The 22,794-nt window shown below is 73.9% G+C and carries 22 protein-coding genes and 1 pseudogene; 11 read left to right on the top strand and 12 right to left on the bottom strand.

What is annotated here, in order from left to right; genetic code table 11:
• Nucleotides 1-81: 81 nt before the first annotated feature.
• Nucleotides 82-1,464 carry an FAD-dependent oxidoreductase gene (locus ACZ3X1_RS32050; RefSeq protein WP_467282352.1) on the bottom strand — a complete coding sequence of 461 codons (1,383 nt, stop codon included), beginning with the start codon at nt 1,462-1,464 and terminating at the stop codon, nt 82-84.
• 59 nt (nt 1,465-1,523) lie between these two features.
• Complete coding sequence (locus tag ACZ3X1_RS32045) at nt 1,524-2,579, bottom strand: DUF4349 domain-containing protein (protein ID WP_467282350.1); 1,056 nt, start codon at nt 2,577-2,579, stop codon at nt 1,524-1,526.
• Nucleotides 2,580-2,717: 138 nt separating this feature from the next.
• On the opposite strand from ACZ3X1_RS32045, the gene hemG reads away from it, so the two are divergent.
• Nucleotides 2,718-4,217, top strand: a complete 1,500-nt coding sequence (gene hemG / locus ACZ3X1_RS32040; protein WP_467282348.1) for a protoporphyrinogen oxidase — start codon at nt 2,718-2,720, stop codon at nt 4,215-4,217.
• Between the two features lie 4 nt (nt 4,218-4,221).
• Entirely contained in the window at nt 4,222-4,935 is a 714-nt protein-coding gene (gene hemQ, locus ACZ3X1_RS32035) for a hydrogen peroxide-dependent heme synthase (protein ID WP_030032685.1), read from the top strand.
• A 113-nt stretch (nt 4,936-5,048) separates the two neighbouring features.
• Here hemQ and ACZ3X1_RS32030 read toward each other — a convergent pair whose 3' ends face one another.
• From ACZ3X1_RS32030 to ACZ3X1_RS32015, 4 genes are all read right to left on the bottom strand, one after another.
• Nucleotides 5,049-6,740: an alpha/beta hydrolase gene (locus ACZ3X1_RS32030; protein ID WP_467282346.1), complete on the bottom strand. Its 1,692-nt coding sequence runs from the start codon at nt 6,738-6,740 to the stop codon at nt 5,049-5,051.
• A gap of 102 nt (nt 6,741-6,842) precedes the next feature.
• Nucleotides 6,843-7,886 (bottom strand): TIGR04222 domain-containing membrane protein, encoded by a 1,044-nt coding sequence (locus ACZ3X1_RS32025; protein WP_467282344.1) that lies wholly within the window; start codon nt 7,884-7,886, stop codon nt 6,843-6,845.
• Nucleotides 7,883-9,220 carry an MbnB/TglH/ChrH family RiPP precursor modification enzyme gene (locus ACZ3X1_RS32020; protein ID WP_467282342.1) on the bottom strand — a complete coding sequence of 446 codons (1,338 nt, stop codon included), beginning with the start codon at nt 9,218-9,220 and terminating at the stop codon, nt 7,883-7,885. The genes ACZ3X1_RS32025 and ACZ3X1_RS32020 overlap by 4 nt, the downstream gene beginning before the upstream one ends.
• A gap of 150 nt (nt 9,221-9,370) precedes the next feature.
• A complete protein-coding gene (locus ACZ3X1_RS32015) occupies nt 9,371-10,123 on the bottom strand; it encodes an aminoacyl-tRNA hydrolase (RefSeq protein WP_356812558.1) in 753 nt (250 codons plus the stop codon).
• A gap of 71 nt (nt 10,124-10,194) precedes the next feature.
• Between ACZ3X1_RS32015 and ACZ3X1_RS32010 the strand changes: the two genes are divergently transcribed.
• The 3 genes and pseudogenes from ACZ3X1_RS32010 to ACZ3X1_RS32000 all read left to right on the top strand — a co-directional run bounded on the left by ACZ3X1_RS32010 (nt 10,195) and on the right by ACZ3X1_RS32000 (nt 11,308).
• Nucleotides 10,195-10,869 carry an AIM24 family protein gene (locus ACZ3X1_RS32010; RefSeq protein ID WP_467282340.1) on the top strand — a complete coding sequence of 225 codons (675 nt, stop codon included), beginning with the start codon at nt 10,195-10,197 and terminating at the stop codon, nt 10,867-10,869.
• A pseudogene (locus ACZ3X1_RS32005) lies at nt 10,866-10,986 on the top strand (ABC transporter ATP-binding protein); the annotation flags it as partial. The gene ACZ3X1_RS32010 and the pseudogene ACZ3X1_RS32005, both read left to right, overlap by 4 nt.
• A gap of 130 nt (nt 10,987-11,116) precedes the next feature.
• Nucleotides 11,117-11,308, top strand: a complete 192-nt coding sequence (locus tag ACZ3X1_RS32000) for a hypothetical protein (RefSeq protein ID WP_356812556.1) — start codon at nt 11,117-11,119, stop codon at nt 11,306-11,308.
• A 14-nt stretch (nt 11,309-11,322) separates the two neighbouring features.
• Here the strand turns inward: ACZ3X1_RS32000 and ACZ3X1_RS31995 are convergent, their stop codons facing one another.
• The 3 genes from ACZ3X1_RS31995 to ACZ3X1_RS31985 all read right to left on the bottom strand — a co-directional run bounded on the left by ACZ3X1_RS31995 (nt 11,323) and on the right by ACZ3X1_RS31985 (nt 14,291).
• Nucleotides 11,323-12,252: a polysaccharide deacetylase family protein gene (locus ACZ3X1_RS31995; protein ID WP_356812555.1), complete on the bottom strand. Its 930-nt coding sequence runs from the start codon at nt 12,250-12,252 to the stop codon at nt 11,323-11,325.
• Between the two features lie 70 nt (nt 12,253-12,322).
• Nucleotides 12,323-13,684 (bottom strand): alkaline phosphatase PhoX, encoded by a 1,362-nt coding sequence (locus ACZ3X1_RS31990; protein ID WP_467282338.1) that lies wholly within the window; start codon nt 13,682-13,684, stop codon nt 12,323-12,325.
• Nucleotides 13,685-13,733: 49 nt separating this feature from the next.
• Entirely contained in the window at nt 13,734-14,291 is a 558-nt protein-coding gene (locus tag ACZ3X1_RS31985) for a hypothetical protein (RefSeq protein ID WP_356812553.1), read from the bottom strand.
• Between the two features lie 316 nt (nt 14,292-14,607).
• Between ACZ3X1_RS31985 and ACZ3X1_RS31980 the strand changes: the two genes are divergently transcribed.
• Both ACZ3X1_RS31980 and ACZ3X1_RS31975 read left to right on the top strand, forming a co-directional pair.
• Nucleotides 14,608-15,951, top strand: a complete 1,344-nt coding sequence (locus tag ACZ3X1_RS31980; protein ID WP_467282336.1) for a cytochrome P450 family protein — start codon at nt 14,608-14,610, stop codon at nt 15,949-15,951.
• A gap of 8 nt (nt 15,952-15,959) precedes the next feature.
• The gene (locus ACZ3X1_RS31975; protein ID WP_467282334.1) at nt 15,960-17,039 is read left to right on the top strand and encodes an amidohydrolase family protein; all 1,080 of its coding nucleotides are present in this window, start codon (nt 15,960-15,962) and stop codon (nt 17,037-17,039) included.
• A gap of 55 nt (nt 17,040-17,094) precedes the next feature.
• Here ACZ3X1_RS31975 and ACZ3X1_RS31970 read toward each other — a convergent pair whose 3' ends face one another.
• Entirely contained in the window at nt 17,095-17,523 is a 429-nt protein-coding gene (locus tag ACZ3X1_RS31970) for an OsmC family protein (RefSeq protein ID WP_356812550.1), read from the bottom strand.
• 64 nt (nt 17,524-17,587) lie between these two features.
• Nucleotides 17,588-18,643, bottom strand: coding sequence for a cell division protein ZapE (gene zapE / locus ACZ3X1_RS31965; RefSeq protein WP_356812586.1), 1,056 nt, complete (start codon nt 18,641-18,643; stop codon nt 17,588-17,590).
• An 84-nt stretch (nt 18,644-18,727) separates the two neighbouring features.
• On the opposite strand from zapE, the gene ACZ3X1_RS31960 reads away from it, so the two are divergent.
• The 4 genes from ACZ3X1_RS31960 to msrB all read left to right on the top strand — a co-directional run bounded on the left by ACZ3X1_RS31960 (nt 18,728) and on the right by msrB (nt 22,006).
• A complete protein-coding gene (locus ACZ3X1_RS31960; RefSeq protein ID WP_356812549.1) occupies nt 18,728-19,510 on the top strand; it encodes a pyrimidine reductase family protein in 783 nt (260 codons plus the stop codon).
• Between the two features lie 135 nt (nt 19,511-19,645).
• A complete protein-coding gene (locus ACZ3X1_RS31955; protein ID WP_356812548.1) occupies nt 19,646-20,113 on the top strand; it encodes an indole-3-glycerol phosphate synthase in 468 nt (155 codons plus the stop codon).
• Nucleotides 20,114-20,171: 58 nt separating this feature from the next.
• Nucleotides 20,172-21,569, top strand: a complete 1,398-nt coding sequence (gene murC, locus ACZ3X1_RS31950; RefSeq protein WP_356812547.1) for a UDP-N-acetylmuramate--L-alanine ligase — start codon at nt 20,172-20,174, stop codon at nt 21,567-21,569.
• Nucleotides 21,570-21,592: 23 nt separating this feature from the next.
• Nucleotides 21,593-22,006: a peptide-methionine (R)-S-oxide reductase MsrB gene (msrB, locus tag ACZ3X1_RS31945; RefSeq protein ID WP_030651645.1), complete on the top strand. Its 414-nt coding sequence runs from the start codon at nt 21,593-21,595 to the stop codon at nt 22,004-22,006.
• A 95-nt stretch (nt 22,007-22,101) separates the two neighbouring features.
• Here msrB and ACZ3X1_RS31940 read toward each other — a convergent pair whose 3' ends face one another.
• Complete coding sequence (locus tag ACZ3X1_RS31940) at nt 22,102-22,425, bottom strand: hypothetical protein (protein WP_356812546.1); 324 nt, start codon at nt 22,423-22,425, stop codon at nt 22,102-22,104.
• Nucleotides 22,426-22,794 lie beyond the last annotated feature (369 nt).

Here is a 22,794-nt window from a genome sequence, read left to right as displayed (position 1 = left end):
GAAGGGTCCGGGGGGCGGCCGTAACCGGACGGGCCGCCTCCTGGAACTGGTCCGCTCGGAGCTGCGCCTCGCGCGGAGCGGTCAGACGCCCGCCGCGCGGACCGCGGAGACCGCCTTGCGGGCCGCCACCAGGACCGGGTCCCAGACCGGGGAGAACGGCGGGGCGTAGCCGAGGTCCAGCGAGACCACCTGCTCCACCGTCATGCCCGCCGTCAGGGCCACCGCCGCGATGTCCACCCGCTTCGCGGAGCCGGCTCCGCCGACGATCTGGACGCCGAGGAGCCGGCCCGTACGGCGTTCCGCCAGCATCTTCACCGTCATCTCCGCTGCGCCCGGGTAGTAGCCCGCCGTGTTGGTGGAGGTGATGGTGGCCGTCACGAAGCGCAGGCCCGCCTCCAGCGCGTCCCGCTCGCGCAGCCCCGTACGGGCGATCTCCAGGTCGCAGACCTTGCTGATGGCCGTGCCGACCACCCCGGGGAAGGTCGCGTAGCCGCCGCCCACGCCCGAGCCGATGACCTGGCCGTGCTTGTTGGCGTGGGTGCCCAGCGGGATGTGCCGGGTGCGGCCCGCGACCAGGTCGAGGACCTCCACGCAGTCGCCGCCCGCCCAGACGTCCTGGTGACCGCGCACGCGCATCGACAGGTCGGTGAGGATCCCGCCCGAGGGGCCGAGCGGGAGGCCGGCGGCGCGGGCCAGTGCCGTCCGCGGCTCCACGCCGATGCCGAGCACCACCACGTCCGCCGGGTACTCCTCGCCGGCCGCCGTGGCCACCGCGCGGGCCCGGCCCTCCTCGTCGGCGAGGATCTTGGTGACCTCGGCGCCCGCGACCGTACGGATCCCCATGCGGTTCATCGCGGTGTGCACCAGGCCGCCCATGTCGGGGTCCAGCGTGGCCATCGGCTGCTCGCCCCGGTGCAGGACGGTCACCTCGTAGCCCCGCAGCACCAGGGCCTCGGCCATCTCCACGCCGATGTAGCCCGCGCCGACCACGACCGCCCGCCGACCCCGCGTGCGCTCCAGCGCGTCCATGAGGCGCTGGCCGTCGTCCAGGGTCTGGATGCCGTGCACCCCGTGCGCGCCGATGCCCGGCAGGCGCGGGCGTACGGGCCGGGCGCCCGTGGCCAGGACGAGCTTGTCGTAGTGCGTCCAGGATTCGGATCCGCCGTCCAGATCGCGGGCGCGGACCCGGGACCCGGGCAGATCGAGCTCCACCACCTCGGTGCGGGTGCGCAGGTCGATGTCCCGGGCGCGGTGCTCCTCGGGGGTGCGGGCGATCAGGTCGTCGCGCTCGGCGACCAGACCGCCGACCCAGTACGGGATGCCGCAGGCCGAGTACGAGGTGAAGCGGCCGCGCTCGAAGGCGACGATCTCCAGCTCCTGCGGTCCCTGCAGCCTGCGGGCCTGCGACGCGGCGGACATCCCCGCCGCGTCGCCCCCGACCACCACCAGTCGTTCCGTCGCCATCGCCCGTACCGCCCCTTCACCGCCGTCGACTGGTGAACACGCTACGGGCGAACGCGCGTTCAGTCCTGCACGTCGGCCTCGATGTCCGGAGCCGCAGTCGCAGCCGGAGCCGCAGCCGCAGCCGGAGCCGGAGCCGTGGCCGGAGCGGGAGTCGTGGCCGGCGCCGAGGGCGCCGTCCGCGCCGCGGGCACCGGCGGCCGCTTCGGGGCCGGGCCCGCCTTCGGCCGCGCCGGACGCCACCGCCGGTACCCCCGGACCAGCAGCGCCACCACCGCGGCCGTCAGCAGGAACGGCAGCAACGCGCCCAGCGCCACCATCAGGTAGCGCAGGATCCGCGTGAAGACGTCCCAGCCCCCGCTCAGCGCACCGAGGAAGGTCGGCTCCTTCTTCTTCTCCTCCACCGCGGCCGGCGCCGGCTCCGAGACCTGCAGCGTGATCGTGCCCATCGAGGTCTGGTCCTTCAGCGCCGTCTGCTGCGCCAGCAGCGACTCCAGGTCCGACTGACGCCGGCTCAGCTCGCCCTCCAGCATCACCACCTCGCTCAGCGCCGAGGCCTTGCCCATCATCTCCCGCACCCGCGCCACGCTCGCCTGCTGCGAAGAGACGCGACTGCCGATGTCGGCGACCTTCTCGGTGACGTCCTGCGCGTCGACCTTGCGGTGCAGCAGCTTCCCGCTGCCCTCCATGGCACCGAGGACGGCGTCGTAGCGCTCGCCGGGCACCCGCAGGGTCACCGTCGAGGTCATCCGGCCGTCCTTGCCGCGCTCGGTCGACTCGTTGCCGACGTACCCGCCCGCGCCGTCGGCCGCGGTACGGGCCGCGGCGAGCGTCTTCTGGACGTCCGCCGTCTCGATGCCGAGCGTCGCCGTACGGATGACGTTCGGGCGGACCGCGACCGGCGCCCCGTCGTTCTTGCCGGATGACCCGCCGGACCCCGCCGGGGCCGGCGCCGCCGCGGCGCCCGCCGCTCCCTCCCGGGTCTTCCCGTCCGCCGCGGGCGGCGCGACCGCCGCCTTGTCGTTAGCGGCCCCCTGGCCGCCCGCACCGCAGCCGGTGAGCGTCAGAGCCCCGGCCAGGGACAGGGCCGCCAGGGCCGCCGCCGCATGAGCACGCATCTTGTAAACCCCCGATGATCGGCTGGTGTTGCCGTTTCGACGTACAGGGTCCCGTCGCGGGTTTCGCACACGCGGTTCCGGGCCGGTCCCGATGCGGTCACGGTCCGGCCTCGGTGATCGGTCTGAGACGATGTGTCCATGCACGAAGCGGACATGCGTACGGATCGGCCGGTGAGCCCCACCCGCTCCAGCGGCTCCCCGGGCCACGTGGTCGTCATCGGCGGCGGCATCGCGGGCCTCGCGGCGGCCCACCGGCTGCTCGCCGAAGGCGCCCGCGTCACGCTGCTGGAGGCCGGGCAGAGGCTCGGCGGCAAGCTGTACTCCGGCGTGCTCGCCGGGGCCCGCGTCGACCTCGGCGCCGAGTCCGTGCTCGCCCGCCGCCCCGAGGCCGTGGCCCTCGCCGAGGCCGTCGGCCTGGCCGACGCGGTGCAGCCGCCCGCCACCGCCACCGCCCACCTGTGGACCCGCGGCGCGCTGCGGCCGATGCCGCGCGGCCACGTCATGGGCGTCCCCGGCGACCTCGGACCGCTCGCCGCCTCCGGAGTCCTCTCCGCCGAGGGCATGGCCCGCATCGAGGCCGAGCGGACACTGCCGCCCACCGAGATCGGTGAGGACGTCGCCGTCGGCGAGTACGTGGCCGCCCGCCTCGGCCGGGAGGTCGTCGACCGGCTGGTGGAACCGCTGCTCGGCGGGGTGTACGCGGGCGACGCCTACCGCATCTCCATGCGGGCCGCCGTGCCCCAGCTCTTCGAGGCCGCCCGCACCCACGCCCTGCTGGGCGACGGCGTACGGGAGATCCAGCGCAGGGAGCAGAGCCGGTCGCAGCAGGCCGGCCCCGTCTTCGCCGGCATCGAGGGAGGCATCGGACGCCTCCCCCTCGCCGTGGCCGAGTCCTGCCGCGCGGCCGGAGCGCGCATCGTCACCGGCGCCCCCGTCCGCGAGGTCCTTCGTACGGCTGAAGGCTGGCGCGTCGTGGCCGCCGAGGAGACCGTCGAAGCCGACGGTGTCGTCCTGGCCGTCCCGGCCGGGCCCGCCGCCCGACTGCTGGACACCCTCGCGCCGACCGCCGCCGCCGAACTGCACCAGGTCGAATACGCCTCGATGGCACTGGTCACCATGGCCTTCCGGCGCAGCGACCTGCCCGGGGCCGTCTCCGGCGGCGGCGCCAGCGGCTTCCTCGTACCGCCCGTCGACGGCCGGACCATCAAGGCGTCCACCTTCTCCAGCAACAAGTGGGCCTGGGCGGGCACCGATCCCGACCTGTTCCTGCTGCGCACCTCCGTGGGCCGGTACGCCGACGAGCGCGACCTGGAGCGCGAGGACGGCGAACTCGTCGAGGTGTCCCTCGCCGACCTCGGCGAGGCCGTGGGCCTGACGGCCCGGCCGGTCGCCTCCACCGTCACCCGCTGGGACGGCGGGCTGCCCCAGTACCCGGTCGGCCACCTCGGCCGGGTCGCCCGGATCCGCGGCGCCGTCGAGGCCCTGCCCGGCCTCGCGGTGTGCGGCGCGCTCTACGACGGCGTGGGCATTCCGGCCTGCATCGCGAGCGCCGACCGGGCCGCGGACGCGGTGGTCGCCGCGCTCGCTGCGCGTACGGCACCCCTGGCGCCGACCACTGATCAGCGCACGGGACAATAGGAACATGACTGCACCAGAGAAGATTCCCAACGCGGGGAAGAAGGCGAAGGACCTCAACGAGGTCATCCGCTACACCCTGTGGTCCGTCTTCAAGCTGAAGGACGTCCTGCCGGAGGACCGCGCCGGTTTCGCCGACGAGGTCCAGGAGCTGTTCGACCAGCTGGCTGCCAAGGACATCACCGTCCGCGGCACCTATGACGTCTCCGGCCTGCGTGCTGACGCCGACATCATGATCTGGTGGCACGCGGAGACCGCGGACGAGCTGCAGACCGCGTACAACCTGTTCCGCCGTACCAAGCTGGGCCGCGCGATGGAGCCGGTGTGGTCGAACATGGCCCTGCACCGCCCGGCCGAGTTCAACAAGTCGCACATCCCCGCCTTCCTGGCCGACGAGGTCGCCCGCGACTACGTCAGCGTCTACCCCTTCGTCCGCAGCTACGACTGGTACCTGCTGCCCGACGAGGACCGCCGCCGCATGCTCGCCGACCACGGCAAGATGGCCCGCGGCTACCCTGACGTGCGTGCCAACACCGTCGCCTCGTTCTCGCTGGGCGACTACGAGTGGCTGCTGGCCTTCGAGGCGGACGAGCTGTACCGCATCGTCGACCTCATGCGTCACCTGCGTGCCTCCGAGGCCCGTATGCACGTCCGTGAAGAGGTGCCCTTCTACACCGGGCGCCGCAAGTCCGTCGCCGACCTGGTGGCCGGGCTCGCCTGATACCTCCCCTGGGGGGAAGGACCGGAGGACGACCACACCGTCAGGTGAGTGCCTCCGGTGGATCGGGAGGCCCAGCCCCCGAAACGACGCAGCCGGAGATCCCGCCCGGAAGTTCAGACGACAGGCGGCAGCAGTGCCCTGCGGGCGCTCGCTGCCCGGTCGTCCAGCGACACCGGTGCGGGCTCCGGATGCGGCGCGCAACGGACGCGCCACCCCGGGGTGGCGCCCGTCAGCAGATACCGCTCCACGTGCCGGTCCACGCACCCGTTGCGTCCGCCGGCCACACCGTGGGAGCCGGCCCCCGTCTCCGTCACCAGTGACGCCTCCGTACCGAGCCGCCGCTGGAGTTCCAGCGCACCCGGGTACGGGGTCGCGCCGTCCCGTTCCGCCGCGACCACGAGGGTCCGCGGCAGCCGCTCGGGCTGGGACCCGACCGGCACCGGCGACTGCCGGCCGCGCACGGGCCAGGAGGCGCACGGCAGGTTGAGGAAGGCGTTGGCCCAGGTCTCGAAGGGCGCGGTACGGGCCAGCTGGGTGTGGTCGCGGTCCCAGGTGCCCCAGTCCGCGGGCCAGGGGGCGTCGTTGCACAGCACCGCCGTGTAGACGGCCGTCGCGTTCTCGGTCTCGGCCGCCGCCGCCGGGTCGGGGGCGGCCTGGGCGGCCAGCACCGAGGGATCGCCGCGCAGGAACGCAGCCAGGGCCGCGGCCCGCTCCGGCCAGACGTCGTCGTAGTACGCGGCCTGGAGGAAGGCGGCCCGCAGTTCGCCCGTCCCGACGGTCCCGCCGGCGGGGGTGCGGGACACCGCGTCGCGCACCCGCTCGTAGCCGGCCTGCACGGCCGCCGGGGTGGTGCCGAGCCCGTACGTGGCGTGGTGCCGGGCCACCCAGGCCCGGAAGTCGTGCCAGCGCGCCTCGAACCCGCGTGACTGGTCGAGGTTGTTGCGGTACCAGACACGGCGCGGATCGGGATCGACCGCCGAGTCGAGGACCATCCGGCGGACGTGGCCCGGGTACAGGGTGGCGTAGACGGCGCCGAGGTAGGTGCCGTACGAGGCACCCATGAAGGTCAGCTTGTCCTCGCCGAGCGCGGCGCGCAGCACGTGCAGGTCACGGGCGTTGTTCAGAGTGGTGTAGTGCGGCAGGGCCGCTCCGGCCCGGCGGGCACAGCCGCGGGCGTACTCCCGGGCCTGCGCGAGGCGTTGCATCTTGTACGCGGCGGAGGGGTGGACCGGCTCCTGGGTGGGGCCCTTCGCGCCGGCGGCCGGGTCCCGGCAGGACAGCGGGGCCGAGCGTCCGACTCCGCGCGGGGCGTAGCCCACGAGGTCGTAGGCTGCGGCGATCCGCTCCCAGCCGGGGAGGCCGGCGACGAGCGGGAAGTGCATTCCGGAGGCGCCGGGACCGCCCGGGTTCTGCACGAGCGCGCCCTGGCGGGCGGCGCCGCGGGCCCCGGTGGCGGCGGCCCGGCTGACGGTGAGGGAGATCTGCGGGCCGTCGGGACGGGCGTAGTCGAGCGGGACGCGCAGGGTGGCGCACCGGACGTCCGACGGCAGGGCCTCGGCGGCGGGGCAGGTACGGAAGTCGAGACCGGCGCCGCGGCCCCCGTCCCGGGAGGCCGCCGCGAGGGCCGCGCGTCGGGCGACGAGCGCGGCGCCGGCGCTCTCGGCGTCGCCGCTCTCGGCGGCGGTGTCCTCCGCGCTTGCGGCGGCCGGAGCCCGTGGGGCGGGAGCGGCCGCGGCGGTGGGCGCGCCCAGGGCGAGGAGGAGGACGGCCGCGACGGCTTCGTGGCGTGCGGTTCTCGTGCGCATGACGGCCCCTGCCTCTCATCTGATGGACCGATGAGAGGCAGGCGGTGCCACCCTTGTAAAGGATCACCGGCCGGTGTCGGCGGCCGTGACCCGGACGCCGTATCAGGAACTGCTGGAACTGCTGGAACAGCTGGAGCTGCTCGAACTCGAACAGCTGGAACCGGAGGAGCTGCTGCAGCTGGAGGAGCTGCCGCCGCAGCTCGAACCGCTGCCGCCCGAGCAACTGGAGCTGCTGCCTCCGCAACCGCCGCCGGAGGATCCGCAGCCCGAACCGCCGCTCCCGCCGCCCCCGTCGCTCGTGGCGCACCACAGCACCGGCAGCAGCTCGGCCGAGGAGTCGGAAGACGGCGTGTGCGAGTGGTGGTGGGAGCGCGCCCCCGACTGGGCCGCCGCCAGCCGGGTGCCGCGCGCGGCGGGCACCAGCTGCTGGCGCAGGAACGGGTCCCGCAGGCCGCGCAGGCCGAAGAGCGCGGTCTGTACGTGCGGCGTGCGGTCGTTCCCGTACGCGGAGCGCATGGCGAGCAGCGCCCGGAGCCCGGCCGGGGTGACCCGGTTGCGGGCCCGGGCCGTGCAGAACAGGCCCACGACGATGCCCGCGAACAGTGCCGGCGCCACCATCACGATGAACGGCACGCGGGGGCCGGAGTCGAGGGCGAAGCCCACGACGGTCAGGGGGACCGACGCCACCAGCCAGACCACGCACACGACGGCCTGGACCAGTCCCCAGCGGCGCCAGGTCCGGCCGGTGCCGGGCGGGACGATCAGGCCGCGGGCGGCCAGGGCGTCCCCGATCTCCTGGACGGCCGGGTCGCACATGGCGGAGTAGCGCACCTGGTAGAGCCACCCCGAGGGGGCTCCGGCGTGCGCCTGGAGCACGGCGCGTTCGGCGGGGTCGGCGGCCCGCGCCCCGGGGCGTACCTGGACGATGCCGGGACCGCCGACGACCAGCCGGCCGTCCCCGAGCATCGAGACGAGCGCGGTGTCCACGACGGTGCCGGGGCCGCCCACCACGAACGCGGTCTCGGACAGGTCGTGGAGGCCCGCCGACGGGCCGGTCGGCGTGGGCCGGGCCCCGCGCAGCCCGCGCACGAGCAGGACGCAGGAGACGATGACGGCGATCCAGATCGCGACGGCGAGGATGTTCACGCTGCCCTCCCCGCGAGCGCCCGGGCCCAGCGCACGACGCGGCGCGGCGGCCTGGCCCCCGCTCGTTCCCGCCACCAGGCGGTGAGCCGGCGCCGCGCGGCCGGGTCGGCAGGCAGGTCCTGGATCAGCAGGTGTTCGGCGAAGTCCAGCGCGTCCCGGCGGTACCCGGCGGTCATGGGCCGGCGCTTGGCGTACGCCAGGAAGGCCTCGCGGTACGGGTCGCGGCCGCCGAGGATCCCGGGCAGCTCCGGAGCCACCTTGGCGACCACGTCGGCCCGCTTGGCGGCCAGTGCCCGCACCTGCGTGCGGATGCGCGCGCGGTCGAAGCCCTCGGGCACGGGTGTCCCGGCCACGAGCGCGGAGAGCAGGGCGGCCTGCCCGAGCGCCACCCGGATCCGGGCTGCCTCGCAGGCCCCCCGCTCGGGCTCCGTCGCGGCCGCCTGCCCGGCGTCCGTCGCCACCGTCGCCACCGGCAGCGTCGTCATCGGCTCCGGTGCCGCCGGCTGCGGTGCCGCGCCGCGGGCCGTCACCACCTCGCGGATCGCGGCCAGTTCGCCCGCCAGCTCCGCCTCGGTCGGGAAGTCGTCGTCGCGCTCCAGCAGGACGCCCGCCGGCTCCACCCGGGAGCGAAGCTCGGCCAGCAGGTCGAGCACCACCGGCGGTACGGGGTGCGCGTGGGTGTCGTGCCAGACACCGCCCCGCTCGACGCCGCCCGCCACGTGCACGTACGCAAGCGCCTCCAGCGGGATCGCGTCGAGGACGGCGGCCGGGTCCTCGCCCCGGTTGACCCGGTTGGTGTGCAGGTTGGCCACGTCGATGAGCAGCCGGACCCCGGTCCGCTCGACCAGCTCCGTGAGGAACTGCCCCTCGGTCAGCTCCTCACCCGGCCACGAGAACAGCGCGGCGATGTTCTCCAGCGCCATCGGCACCGGCAGCGCGTCCTGCGCGATCGTCACGTTCTCGCACAGCACGTCCAGCGCGTCGCGGGTGCGCGGCACCGGCAGCAGGTGCCCGGCCTCCAGCAGCGGCGAGGAGGTCCGTACGAAGGCGATGTGCTCGGTGACGAGCGGCGCCCCCAGCGCCACCGCCCGCTCGGCGAGCGCCGCCAGCTTCTCGGGGTCCGGGCGGTCGGCGCCGCCGAGGCCGAGCGAGACGCCGTGCGGCACGATCCGCGTGCCGCGCTCGCGCAGCCGCCGGAGCGGCTCGGGCAGGTGGCCCGGGCAGATGTTCTCGGCCACCACCTCGACCCAGTCCAGGCCGTCCAGCCGCTCGACGGCGTCCGCGATCTCCGGCCGCCAGCCGATGCCCACCCCCAGGTGTGCCATGGGCTTCATGTCCCCTCGCCCCCTCTCTTCGTACCGTGTGCGGATGTCATGGCCCCGACGCAGTCGCGCCAATCCGCACGAGGGGACGTTCAGAGCAACATTTGAGGTTCCCGCCGCGCGTGCCCTGCCGCCGCGCGCGCCCCTGCCGCCGGGCGGCCGTCAGAGGCGGGCGCGGAGCGCCGGATGGTCCGCGACGACGGTCGCGCTGCCGGGGGCGATCTCGGTGAACCCGGCGTCGCGGACCACCGGCAGCCCGCTCCCGCTCAGCCCGGCCCACCGCTCGCGCGCTGCGGTCCGTACGGCCAGGCGGAAGCCCGACTCCTGCCAGGCGGCCCGCTCCGCACGCGTCAGCTCCCACCACGCCAGCTGCGCCGCGTGCCCGGCCTGGGCCATCGCCTTGCCCGCCGACATGTCGAGGTCGGGGTTGAGCCACAGCACCGGCAGGCCGGGGCCGCCGGCCGCGGGGACCGGTTCGGGGTCGTCGAGGTCGGTGCCCGACACCTGGAGCTTGGCCAGCTCCTTGGGCCAGCCGTCGAGGGGCACCGGCGGGAAGACCCGGACCTCTGCGGCGTCGCCGTGGACCGTGACGCCCGGCAGGGTCTGCGCCTTGCGCCACTCCGCCCCGCGCGCCCGCCGGACCACCTTGCGGATCCGTGCGTCCTGCCAGTCGCGGACCGCCTGTGCCCACTCGCCCTCGCCCCGCGCCCGCTCGTCGGTGAGCAGCACCAGCACCGCACGCGCCGCGGTCTCCAAGGCGTCGGTCCGGGCGGGCGGCTCCGCCTTCTCGATGCGCACCACCAGCGGCAGGACGAACTGCGGGGCCTCGTCGCGCAGTACGTGCTCCCGCCGGAAGGCGCTGTCGGCCCCGACCGCCGGTACGGCCGGGGTGTCGTTCGTGTGCTGGCTGCTCATCCCGCCAAGGATGCCAGGCTCCGCCTTGAGGAGGATGCCCCGGGTGGCGGGCCCGGGTGAGGATCAATGCCATGAAGAGTGATCTTTTCGCGTCCGAGAACCTGGCCCAGGCCGCCGTCGCCCCCGGCATGAGCCTGCAGAACGCCAAGTCCGTGCGGTACGGCGTCAACGGGGAGATGCTGGCCCGTCAGGGATCGATGGTGGCCTTCCGCGGCGACCTGCAGTTCGAGCGCAAGGGCCAGGGCATAGGCGGCATGCTCAAGCGCGCCGTCACGGGCGAGGGCCTGGCGCTCATGTCCGTACGCGGCCGGGGCGAGGCCTGGTTCGCCCACCAGGCGGGCAACTGCTTCATCATCGACTTCGAACCGGGTGACGCCCTCACCGTCAACGGCCGCAACGTGCTCTGCTTCGACCCGACCCTGTCCTACGAGATCAAGATGGTGAAGGGAGCCGGCATGACCGGCGGCGGTCTCTTCAACAGCGTCTTCACCGGCACCGGCAAGCTCGCCGTCGTCTGCGACGGCAACCCGATCATCATCCCGGTGACCGCGCAGTCCCCGGTCTTCGTCGACACGGACGCGGTGGTCGGCTGGAGCGCCCGGCTGGAGACCGGCCTGCACCGCTCCCAGTCGGTCGGCTCGATGATCCGCGGCGGCTCCGGCGAGGCCGTCCAGCTGAAGCTGAGCGGCGAGGGCTTCGTCATCGTCCGCCCGAGCGAGGTCACCGAGCCGGCGGCCGCGCACTGAAGCTCACCGGTGTGGGCCGCCGCTACGGACGCCGCGGGCCTTGGGTCCTGCGGGGGGTCCCGCTGGAGGTGCCGCCCGCCGCCCTCGTCCGGGTCGAGGGCGGCAACGGCGGCGGTGGTGTGCGCCCTCCCCGGCCCGCGGCGCCGTGTCGGCCCTGGTTGCGGGGGCGCGCTCGGGCACGGCGGCCTGCCTGGCCGCCGTCCGGCGGGGCTGAGTCCCGCCGGACGGCACCGGTAGGCTCGTGCGCATGGACCAGCCCGACGAGACCGCCTCGTGCTGTCCCGCTCCTGCCGCCCCGGCCGGGCGCGTGGCCGGACCGCCGTTCGCCGACTGCGTGGAGTGCGGCAAGCCCACCGAGTACGGGGTCGCGACGCCGGGCAGGGTGCTCTGCCCGGTGTGCGAGTGGCAGGAGGCGCAGCGCACCGCCTGCTCCGGCTGAGCGCCGCGCCCGCACTACGTCCCGATCAGCTCGGAGACCTTCACGAACCGGTAGCCGCGCTTGCGCAGTTCCGGGACGATCTTCCGGATGGCCTCCTCGGTGACCGGGGCGGCGCTGCGCGTGCAGTGCATCACCACCACCGAGCCGGGCTTCACCCCGGCGAGGACCTGTTCGGCCACCGCGTCCGGGTCCTTCGCGAAGGCGTCCCCGCTGACCACGTCCCACTGGACCGCCGTGACCTTGGCCGTGGACAGGGCCCGCAGCGCCGGGTCGTCGTAGCAGCCGCCGGGGAAGCGGAAGTAGGGGACGGTGTTGACGGCGCCGGCCTGCCGGAAGGCGGCGAAGGCCCGGTCCACGTCGGCCCGGGCGGCCGCACCGTCGAGCGCGGGCAGCCCGTAGCACGGGGACTTGAAGGCGTGGTGGCTGTACGAGTGGTTGGCGATCTCGAAGTTCGGGTCGGTCCCGATGGACTTGGCCTGGTCCGGATACTCCTCGGCCCAGCGGCCCGTCATGAAGATCGTCGAGGGCACCTTGAGGGTGCGCAGCGCCGAGATCAGCTCGGGGTTGTCGAAGCGCTCCCCGCCCGCGGCGCGCGGCCCCTGGTCGGAGGTCATGTCGGCGTCGAAGGTCAGCGCCACGGTCTTGTCCGCGTGCTGCCTCGCACGCTCGAAGACCGGAGTCAGGCCGTTGGGACCGGGGGCCAGGGTCGGAGCCCTGCCGGGGGCGCCGGCGGGCGGGGCGCCCGGCAAGGGGCTCTGGGAGGCGGCCGAGGCGCCGGGGGCGGAGGCCGCCGGGGACGCGGGGGCGGACGCCGGGGGCGTGCCCATACGGGCTTCGCGGCCGGCGTCCGTGGAGCCGGAGCCGCCCCCGCAGCCCGCGAGGGAGGCGGTGAGGGCGGCACTGAGTGCGGCCGCGGCCGCCACCTTGCGCACAGAAATGGTCACGCACGCAAAATATATGACTATGTGACAAGTGGATGTCAGCGGCACTCCCGTCGTGCCGCGGGACCCCCGGTCAGCGCCGCCAGGGGCCCGTCACCGCGAAGGTGGTGCCCGGGGCGTAGGCGTTGACGTACATCGTCCGCCCGTCGGGGGAGAAGGTGACCCCGGCGAACTCCCCCCACTCCGGGGCCCCCGGCCGGCCGATGTCCTCGGCGTTGCGGGCCACCGGATAGACCTGGCCGCCCGCCGTGACCCCGAACACGTACTGCGCACCGCCGCCGTCCTCGCACACCATCAGCCCGCCGTCCGGGGCCAGGCAGATGTTGTCGGGGGAGTCCCCGGGCAGCTGTACGTCGGCGGCCGGCCCGAAGAGCACGTCGAGCCGGAGCCGGGCGCGGCGCGGATCGTAGGACCACACCTGTCCGTGGTGGTCGGCGGGCGCGCCCTCGACCCGGCGGGCGTAGCTGGACACGAAGTGGACGCTGCGGCCTCCCCAGTAGCAGCCCTCCAGCTTCTGCGCGTGGGTGATGCCGCCCCGGCCGAAGTCCTGGTGCCGGATCGGGGTGCCGGCGGCCGAGGGGTCCGGTACGGGCACCCACTCCACCGGGAACTCCGCACCGGGCTCGTCCACCACCGCCAGGTCCGCCAGCCCCGGAACCCGCAGGGCCTCCAGGACGCCGCCGGCCCGCAGCGAGCCGACGCCGCCGAGCGGCCGCTCCGGCAGGAACCGGTAGAACAGCCCGAAGGGCCGGACGAAGGCGTCCTCCGTCTCGTACACCACCCCGCGGTACGGGTCGACGGCGACGGCCTCGTGCGCGAAGCGGCCCATCGCGGTCAGCGGGACCGCGCCCGAGCGGTGCGGCCGGGCGGGGTCCACCTCGAAGACGTAGCCGTGGTCGCGGGTGTAGCCGGCGCTGCCGGCGCGGTCCTCGGCCTCCTCGCAGCTCAACCAGGTGTGCCAGGGGGTGCGGCCGCCCGCGCAGTTGACGGCGGTGCCGGCGAGGGCGACCCGCTCGCCGGTCACTCGCCCGTCCGCGGCGAGGTCCAGAACGGTGCAGCCGCCGAGCGCCCCGGGGTCGTACGTGAGCCCCGCCACGGCGGGGACCCGCAGGGCGGCGGTGGCGCGGTTCTCGTGGTTGCGCACCAGCCGCACCCGGCCGCCCCCGGCGTCGAAGGCGGCCATGCCGTCGCAGTTGGCGGGGACGGTGCCCTCACCGGAGCGCAGCGGGTCGCCCGCGCGCGACAGCACCCGGTAGGTGAACCCGGCGGGCAGGTCGAGGAGACCGCGCGGGTCGGGGAGCAGCGGCCCGTACCCGCCACCGGCCCGGGCGGCGGCCCGGGCCGAGGCGGGGGAGCCGCCGGCGAACAGCGCGCCCAGCGCTCCGCTGAAGGCGATCGTGCCGGCGGCGAGCAGGCTGCGTCGGGTGACGGACATCGGCGGCTCCGGGGTGGCACGGCCAGGCACGGCGGGCGGGGACGCCCCCTCAGGGGCGGGTGGTGCCGGGCAGGCAGGCCACCGCGGGGTTGAAGGTCTCGTGCAGGCCGCGGGGGTTCTTCTTCCACAGCCACAGGTGCAGGGCGTAGTGGACCGGCTGGCCGGGGAAGTTGCCGGGCTTGGGGCCCTTGAACGCGGTGCCGAACATCGTCGGGCGGTCGTCGTCCGTGGTCAGCTTCTGGTCGCGGTCGTAGACCAGCCACTGGACCCCGACGAGACGCTTGCCGCCGCGCCCGTCGTCCTCGTAGTACAGCGCGGCGGGCTTCCTCGGGTCGACGGAGTTGTCGTACGAGTGGTTGAAGTGCGGGTAGCCGAGTGCGCCGGTCCGCCCCGCCTTGTCGAAGACGCAGTACTTGTCGGGGACGTAGCCGGCCGCCACCGCGTTGGCGTGCACCTGGTACCTGGCGGTCGCGCTGTACGCGGCCGCGCGGTCGGCCAGGGCCCGTCCGACGTCCGGGCCGTGGTCGGCGGAGGCCTGCGGCGCGGCGACGGCCGCCAGGGCGAGCGAGGCGGCTGCGGTGAGGGCGGGGGCGAGACGTCGGACCATGCGCGGGCTCCTCGTGACGGGCTGGCTGGTGGCACAGCACCCCTTCCCGCGGTCCGCCGCGCCCGCCCGGCGCCGCCCCGTACACGGCACGGACGGGCGACCGCCGATCGGCCGACGGCAGACCCTGCGCCGCCCGGCCGACCGGTGGCCGGGCGCCCGCATGCGAACGGCCGCGCCCCGGGAGCCGGCGGCTCACCCGATCGGGAGCCGGGCCGTTTCGCGGCGCACCGGCACGGGGAACCGGTGAGTCCGCAGACGGCCGTTGCGACGGCCACGGCCACAGCCACGGCGGCGAGTACGACGGAGGGTGCGGAACATGGCGCAGCGGGACGCGGCACCGAGCGGCGACGGAGAACTGCGGGACATCGTGTCGGCCGTCTCCAGGGGCGCGCCGGAGTACCGGCAGTGCCCCCACCCCCTGTACGCGGCGCTGCGCGAGCAGGACCCGGTGTGCCGGCTGACCCCTCCCCACGGGATCGACACCTATCTGATCACCCGCCACGACGACGCCCGCGACGCCCTGTCGGACCCCCGGTTCAGCAAGGACATGCGCGGCGCCATCGACACCTACCACGCGGTGTACGGCAGCTTCTTCGACGCGCTCGACGACAACGTGCTCTTCGCGGACCCGCCGCGGCACACGCGGCTGCGCCGCATCCTGCGGAGCGCCTTCACCCCCCGGCGGGTGGAGCAGATGCGTCCGCGGATCACCGAGATCGCGGAGACGATCCTCGGCGAGTGCCGCAGGGCCGGCACGGTCGATCTGATGACCTCGTTCGCGTTCCCCCTGCCCGTCGCGGTCCTGTGCGAACTGATGGGCATCCCGCAGGAGGACCGCCCGGAGATCCTGGAGCAGTTCGCGGTGGTCACCCGCTCCCGGTTCGACCCCAGCCGAAGGGCGGAGCTGAAGGCGGCCGAGGAGCGGCTCCAGCACCGGCTGGAACGGCTCATCTCGGACACCCGCGACCATCCGTCGGACACCTTCCTCAGCGACCTCCTCCAGGCGGAGGAACGCCTGGAGGACCCCGAACTGGTCGCGTCGCTGTGGGTCCTGTTCTTCGCCGGCCACAAGACCACCGCGTACCAGATCGGCAACTCCGTCCTCAACCTGCTGCTCCACCCCGACCAGGCGGCCAGGCTCCGTGAGGACCCGCGGCTCATCCCGGGGGCGGTCGAGGAGATGCTGCGCTTCGAGGGGTCGGTGGAGACCTCCACCTTCCGGTACGCGGCCCGGGAGGCCCGGATCCGGGACACGGTGATCCCCAAGGGCTCCCTGGTGCAGATCGCGATCTCATCGGCCAACCGGGACCCGGAGAGGTTCGACGCGCCCGACGAGCTGGACGTGACGCGCGAGGGGCTGCAGGGCACGCACCTGGGCTTCGGCCACGGCACCCACTACTGCCTGGGGGCGCCGCTGGCGCGGCTCGAACTCGAGATCGCACTGTCCTGCCTGCTGCGGGAGTTCCCCGACATGCGGCCGGTGGACCTGGAGGAGACCCGGGGCGCCTGGCTCAAGGGCCCGGTCGCGGCCTTCCGGGGGCTGGAGCACCTGAGGATCGTCCTGGAACCCTCGCGCCCGGACGGTGACCCGGGCGAGCCGGCCCTGGCCTCCGTGGCCTCCGGAGAGCAACCGGACCCGAAGGGCGGTGGATTGGCATGACGGACTCCGTGAGTACCCCCGTGCGGCTCCTGGGCGCGCCGGCGGGCGGACTGCGCATCGCGGCGGTGGGCACCAGCGAGGTCATCCGGATCGCCCGGGGTCCCTCCGCGCCGGCCGCGGACACGGCGGGCACGGTCCATTCGAAGATCGACATGCACCATCACTACTGCGCGCCGGAGTGGCGCGAGTGGGCGGTGCAGCACGGGCTGATCACGCCGGAGCAGCTGCCCCCGTGGGCCCGGATCGACACCGAGGCGTCGATCCGGTTCATGGACGGCGCGGGCATCACCACCGCCGTCCTCAAGCCGATGCTGCCGGCGCGCTACCGGTCGTCGGCGCAGCTGCGCGAGGCGATCAACATCACGCTGCGGTCGATGATCGGGGTGGCGACCTCGCACCCGGGGAGGTTCTCGTACTACGTGCCGCTCTTCCTGGACGACCAGGAGGCGTCGTCGTGGGCCGTGCGCCGAGGGCTCGGGCAGCTCGGCGCCGCAGGCGTCAACGTGACCGCCAACTACGGGGGCGTCTACCTCGGGGACCCCGCCTACGACCGGCTCTTCCACGAGCTGAACGAACGCTCGGCCGTGGTGGACACCCACCCGCACAACCTCCCGGGCGGCCCGCCCGGTGCGCCGACGGTTCCGGGCATCCCGAACTTCATGTGCGACTTCCTGCTGGACACCACCCGGGCCGCCGTGAACATGATCAGCAGGAGGACGCTGGACCGCTTCCCGGACCTCTCCGTGGTCCTGCCGCACGCCGGCGGCTTCCTCCCGTACATCGCCACGCGCCTGCAGGCACTGGGCCGGTTCTGCGAACCGAGCGTGGAACCCGCGGCCGTCCGCGACCACCTGAGCCGCTTCTACTACGACACCGCGGGTCCCATGGCGCCCGCGGCGACCCTGCTGGAGCACGTGCCGGCCGACCGCGTCCTCTTCGGCACGGACTGGCCCGCCGCCCCCGCGGACACGGTCATGGACCTGGCGCTGCCCGCACTGGAAGCGGACCCGGCCTTCACGCCGGAGCAGCTGCGGGGGATCTACCACGACAACGCGATGCGCCTGATCCCGCAGCTGGCGAACGTCTGACGGGGGTGTGCGGGCCGCGTGGTGCGGCCCGCGCCCCCCGCCGGAGCGGGAGCGGTCAGACGAGCTTGGCGCTCAGGGTGATCGTCGTACCGGTCAGGGCCTGGCTGACCGGGCAGTTCTTCTTGGCGTCCTCGGCCGCGGCGACGAAGCCGTCCTCGTCCAGGCCCGGCACCTCACCCTCGGTGGTGAGGTGGATGCCGGTGATGCCCTTGCCGGGTACGAACGTGACGGCTGCCGAAGTGGTCAGCTTGGCCGGCGGGTTGCCCGCCTTCGCCAGCACGTTCGAGAACGCCATGTTGAAGCAGCTGGAGTGCGCGGCGGCGATGAGCTCCTCCGGGCTGGTCCGTCCGTTCGCCGCCTCGTCGGTGCGCGCGGGCCAGGAGACCGGGTAGCTGCCGAGGCCGGACGAGTCGAGGGTGACGACGCCCTTGCCCTCGAACAGGTCGCCTTCCCATACGGCGTGGGCGTTGCGTGTGGCGGCCATGATGGATCCCTTCGTAGAAGTGGGAACGGCCGGGCCCCCGGAAGGGGGCCCGGCCTTCCCAAACCTACTGGGACACCAGGGGTTTCGCGTCGCGCGCCAGCGCGGTGAGCCGCGATATGGCGCGGAAGTACTTCTTCCGATAGCCGCCGTTCAGCATCTCCTCACTGAACAGCCTGTCGAACGGGACGCCGGACGCCAGCACCGGGACCTCGCGGTCGTACAGCCGGTCGGCCAGGACCACCAGCCGCAGCGCGGTCGACTGGTCCGGCACCGGGCCGACGTCGGTCAGGCAGACGGCCGTGATCCCGTCGGTCAGGGCGCCGTACCGGCTCGGGTGCACCCGGGCCAGGTGCTCCAGCAGGCCGGGGAAGTCGTCCAGGCTCGCGCCCTCGGTCGCGTACGCGGCCTTGGTGACCTGCTCGTCGGAGAACGGCGCCGGTGCCTCCGGCAGCCCGCGGTGGCGGTAGTCCTGGCCGTCGATCCGCAGCGGCCGGAAGTGCGCCGACAGCCCCTGGATCTCCCGCAGGAAGTCAGCGGCGGCGAAGCGGCCCTCGCCGAGCTTGCCGGGCAGCGTGTTGGAGGTGGCGGCCAGCGCCACGCCCTGCTCGACGAGACGGCTGAGCAGCGAGGACACCAGCACGGTGTCGCCCGGGTCGTCCAGCTCGAACTCGTCGATGCACAGCAGCCTGTGCCCGCCCAGGGTCTGCACGGTCTGCTGGAAGCCGAGCGCGCCGACCAGGTTCGTGAGCTCCACGAAGGTGCCGAAGGCCTTGAGCGCGGGCTCGGCCGGCGTGGCGTGCCACAGCGAGGCGAGCAGGTGGGTCTTGCCGACGCCGTAGCCGCCGTCGAGGTAGACCCCGCGCGGGCCGGCGGGGGCGGCCGGCTTCTTGGAGAACCAGCGCTTCTTGCCGGCGCCGCTCGCGTGCGCCCCGCCCAGGCCGGCGGCGAAACCGCTCAGCACGGTGACGGCCTCGGCCTGGCTCGGCTGGGCCGGGTCGGGGTCGTAGGTGTCGAAGCGGACGGAGTCGAACCGCGGCGGCGGCACCATCTCGGCCACCAGCCGTTCGGCGGGCACCCGCGGCTCGCGCGCGCACAGGGCCTGCGGCCCGGCGTCGGCCATCGGGGGCCGGCCTGAGGTGTAACCGGAGGTGGTGGGTGATGTCGACACAGCCCTTAACTCTACGGGGCGTGGCACACTGCACCGATGCGACGCCTGTTCCCTGTGACCGATCAGACACCAGCCCGGACGCGGGACGGGGCCGACCGGGAGTGGTCGCTCGACGAGCTCGCGGACGCCTACGCGTACCCCGAACTGGCGGCGGACGGCCACTGGCTCCGGGCCAACATGGTCTCCACCCTCGACGGCGCCGCCCAGCACGACGGCCGCTCACAGCCCATCTCCGGCGAGACCGACATGCGGATCTTCGGCACCCTGCGGGCGCTGGCCGATGTGGTGGTCGTCGGCGCGGAAACGGTTCGCCAGGAGGGCTACCGCCCGGCCCGCGCCCGGGAGGCCTTCGCGGCCCGCCGCGAGGCCGCCGGGCAGGGCCCCGCCCCCGCCATCGCGGTGATCACCGCCGGCCTCGACCTGGACTTCTCGCTGCCGCTGTTCACCTCCCCGCTGGTGCCGACCCTGGTGGTCACCGGCGCCGCCGCGCCCTCCGACCGGGTGGCCGAGGCGGTGCGCGCCGGGGCCGAGGTGGTGGTGGCCGGCGACGGCGCCGCCGTGGACGCGGCCCGGGCCGTACGGGAACTCGCCGACCGGGGGCTGCGCCGCCAGCTCACCGAGGGCGGGCCCCGGCTGCTGGGCCAGTTCGTGGCCGCCGACGTACTGGACGAGCTGTGCCTGACGATCTCCCCGACCCTCACGGCGGGCGGCGCCCAGCGCATCGCCGGAGGGCCTTCCGTCACGGTTCCGCACCGGCTCGCGCCCGCCTGCGTACTGGAAGAGGCCGGGTTCCTGTTCACGAGCTACCGTCGGATCTGACAAGGGGCGGAATTTCCCGTTCCGCTTTGCTTCCGCTGGGCACATATACCTGCGCAGGCCCCGTGCGACAGCGGGGCAGGATGGTTTCCGCAGGGGCCGGCCGGCCGGCCTCGGCCCATGAAGGAGAGGGCGTCCGTGTTCACGAGCGTATTGATGATCGAGCAGCCGCTGACCACGGTGGACGTGGACTTCGTCACCAGCCTCCACGGAGACGACACGGTCTCCTTCGTCGTCCTCATGCAACCCCGGGGCGACCAGGACCGACTGCTGCGCGCGATCGACGACGTAGCGCTCGGTGAACTCCCCGAAGCCATCCGTGAGGGTGACGAACCGGAGGGCGAGGACGCGCTCGGCCCCGCCGCGCACGCCCTCGCGCACTCCCTGAACGCCCTGCGCCAGAAGGGCGCCAAGGCCGTCGGGCAGATCATCGAGAACCACCCGCTCGACAAACTGCAGTCCGTGGTCGACGAGACCGGCGCCGACGAGGTGATCGTCCTGACCGCCCCGCACTTCGTGGAGGAGTTCTTCCACCGGGACTGGGCCTCCCGCGCGCGCCACAAGGTCGGCGTTCCCGTGCTCAAGCTCTTCGCCCACAACGAATAGGCTTGGGCCCCAGAGCCCGACGCACACAAGCACCGCACTCGATCCTGGAGCGACCTGAATGAAGCCCGGCCTGCCGACCGCCATGGAACGGCCCCACTTCATCGGCATCGGCGGCGCCGGCATGTCCGGCATCGCGAAGATCCTGGCCCAGCGCGGCGGCCGGGTCGCCGGCAGCGACGCCCGGGGCGACTCCGAGACCGCCGACGCGCTGCGCGCCCACGGCGTCACGGTCCACGGCGGACACGCCGCCGAGAACCTCGCCGCAGACTCCACCTGCGTGGTCGTCTCCAGCGCCATCCGCGCCGACAACCCCGAGCTGGCCCGCGCCGCCGAGTTCGGCGTGCCCGTCGTGCACCGCTCCGACGCCCTCGCCGCCCTGATGGACGGCCTGCGCCCGATCGCCGTCGCCGGCACCCACGGCAAGACGACCACCACCTCCATGCTGGCGGTCTCCCTCTCGGCCCTGGGCCTGGACCCTTCGTACGCCATCGGCGGCGACCTGGACGCCCCGGGCTCCAACGCCCACCACGGCGAGGGCGACATCTTCGTGGCCGAGGCCGACGAGAGCGACCGCACCTTCCACAAGTACTCCCCGCAGGTCGCGATCATCCTCAACGCGGAGCTCGACCACCACGCGAACTACGCTTCGATCGAGGAGATCTACGAGTCCTTCGAGACCTTCGTAGGCAAGGTCGTCCCCGGCGGCACCCTGGTCGTCGCCCACGGCCAGGAGGGCGCCGCGGAGATCGCCCGCCGCGTCGCGGGCCGCGAGGGCCTCACCGTCGTCACGTACGGCGAGGAGGAGGACGCCGACGTCCGCATCACCAAGATCACCCCGCGCGGCCTGACCAGCGAGGTCACCGTGGTCCTGGACGGCCGGATGCTCACCTTCACCGTCTCCGTCCCCGGCCGCCACTACGCCCACAACGCCGTCGCGGCGCTCGCCGCGGGCGTCGCCCTGGGCATCCCGGCCCACAACCTGGCCTCCGCCCTCGGCAAGTACACCGGCGTCAAGCGCCGCCTCCAGCTCAAGGGCGAGGCCGCCGGCGTCCAGGTCATCGACTCCTACGCGCACCACCCCACCGAGATGACCGCCGACCTGGAGGCCATCCGCGGGGCCGCCGGCGACTCCCGGATCCTGGTGGTGTTCCAGCCGCACCTGTTCTCCCGCACCCAGGAGCTCGGCAAGGAGATGGGCCAGGCCCTGGCACTCGCCGACGCCTCCGTGGTCCTGGACATCTACCCCGCCCGCGAGGACCCGGTCCCCGGCGTCACCAGCGAGATCATCATCGCCGCGGCCCGGGCGGCGGGCGCCGACGTCACCGCCGAGCACGACAAGGCGGCCGTCGCGGACGTCATCGCGGGAATGGCCAAGCCCGGTGATCTCGTTCTCACCATGGGCGCGGGCGACGTCACGGACCTCGGTCCGGCCATCCTCGCGCGCCTGTCGAGCTGACGGAACGAGGGAGCGGGAGAGTCATGTCGTACGAGGTCGAGAAGACGGACGAGCAGTGGCAGGCGGAGCTGACCCCGTCCGAGTACCAGGTGCTGCGCCTCGCCGGCACCGAGCCGGCCTTCCGCGGTGAGTACACCGACACCAAGACGGAGGGCGTCTACTCCTGTCGCGGCTGCGGGGCCGAGCTGTTCCGCTCCTCGGAGAAGTTCGAGTCGCACTGCGGCTGGCCCTCCTTCTTCGACCCGAAGGACACCGACGCCGTCGAACTGCTCGCCGACACCTCGCACGGCATGGTCCGCACCGAGGTCCGCTGCGCCAAGTGCGGCTCCCACCTCGGTCACGTCTTCGAGGGCGAGGGCTACCCGACCCCCACCGACCAGCGCTACTGCATCAACAGCATCTCGCTGCGCCTGACCCCGGCCCCCGACGCGGGCTGACCCCGGGGCGCCTCAGGAGAACAGCCGGGCCCTCCCGGTCCCGCACGGGGCCGGGAGGGCCCGGTGTCGTGTCCGGGCCCGGAGGGTGCGCGTACTCAGCCGCTGCACTGGGTCAGTTCGCCGCCCTGGCGGACGCTGTACTGGCCCGGCGGCACGTTCATGACCTGGAAGCCGCCGTTCTGGGCTATCTCGACCGTCCCGCCGAAGCCGGCCGACCCGTACACGTAGGCCGGGCCCGGGGTGAAGCCGCCGCCCGACAGGTGCACCTTCCCGTTGTCGAGGACCCCGGAGGTCGAACACGTCGCGGCCGGGACCGCGGCGGGAGCGGAGTGCGGGGCCGCCGCGAGGGCGGTGGGGGCGGCGACGAACGAGGCGGCCACGAGGGGACCGAGGACGAGGAGCCGTGTGCGCCGGTTCATGAGACTTCCTTACCGGGAGGAATCTGGAAGGCCGCGCGCCGCGGGCGGGGCCGCCTTTCCATCGTCACCCCGCCCCCTGTCCGGTGCGACCGCAGGGTCGGCTGGCCGGAACCGTACGGCCATGGTGTCGAGGACGTCGCGGTTCGGTTCCGATCCGGTCTCTGGCCTGGGGTGATCCACCGGCAATAGCACGTTCGACCTTCGAAGACACCTATCCGTTTCCTCGGTCTGTCTGGTTATGATCGCCCCCTCACATCCCGTCACCACCACACCGGTTGTGACCGTCCCCTCAGCAGTGCCCTGCCCGGTCAGGCTGTTCGGCCACCCCTGACGTCCCCAGTCGCCCCCGCTCCCGAGGACCGATGTCTC

Source organism: Streptomyces sp. NPDC023541 (genome assembly GCF_055559995.1).
The sequence above is the reverse complement of the archived record's forward strand: the minus strand, read 5'-3'. Positions and strand labels throughout refer to the sequence as shown.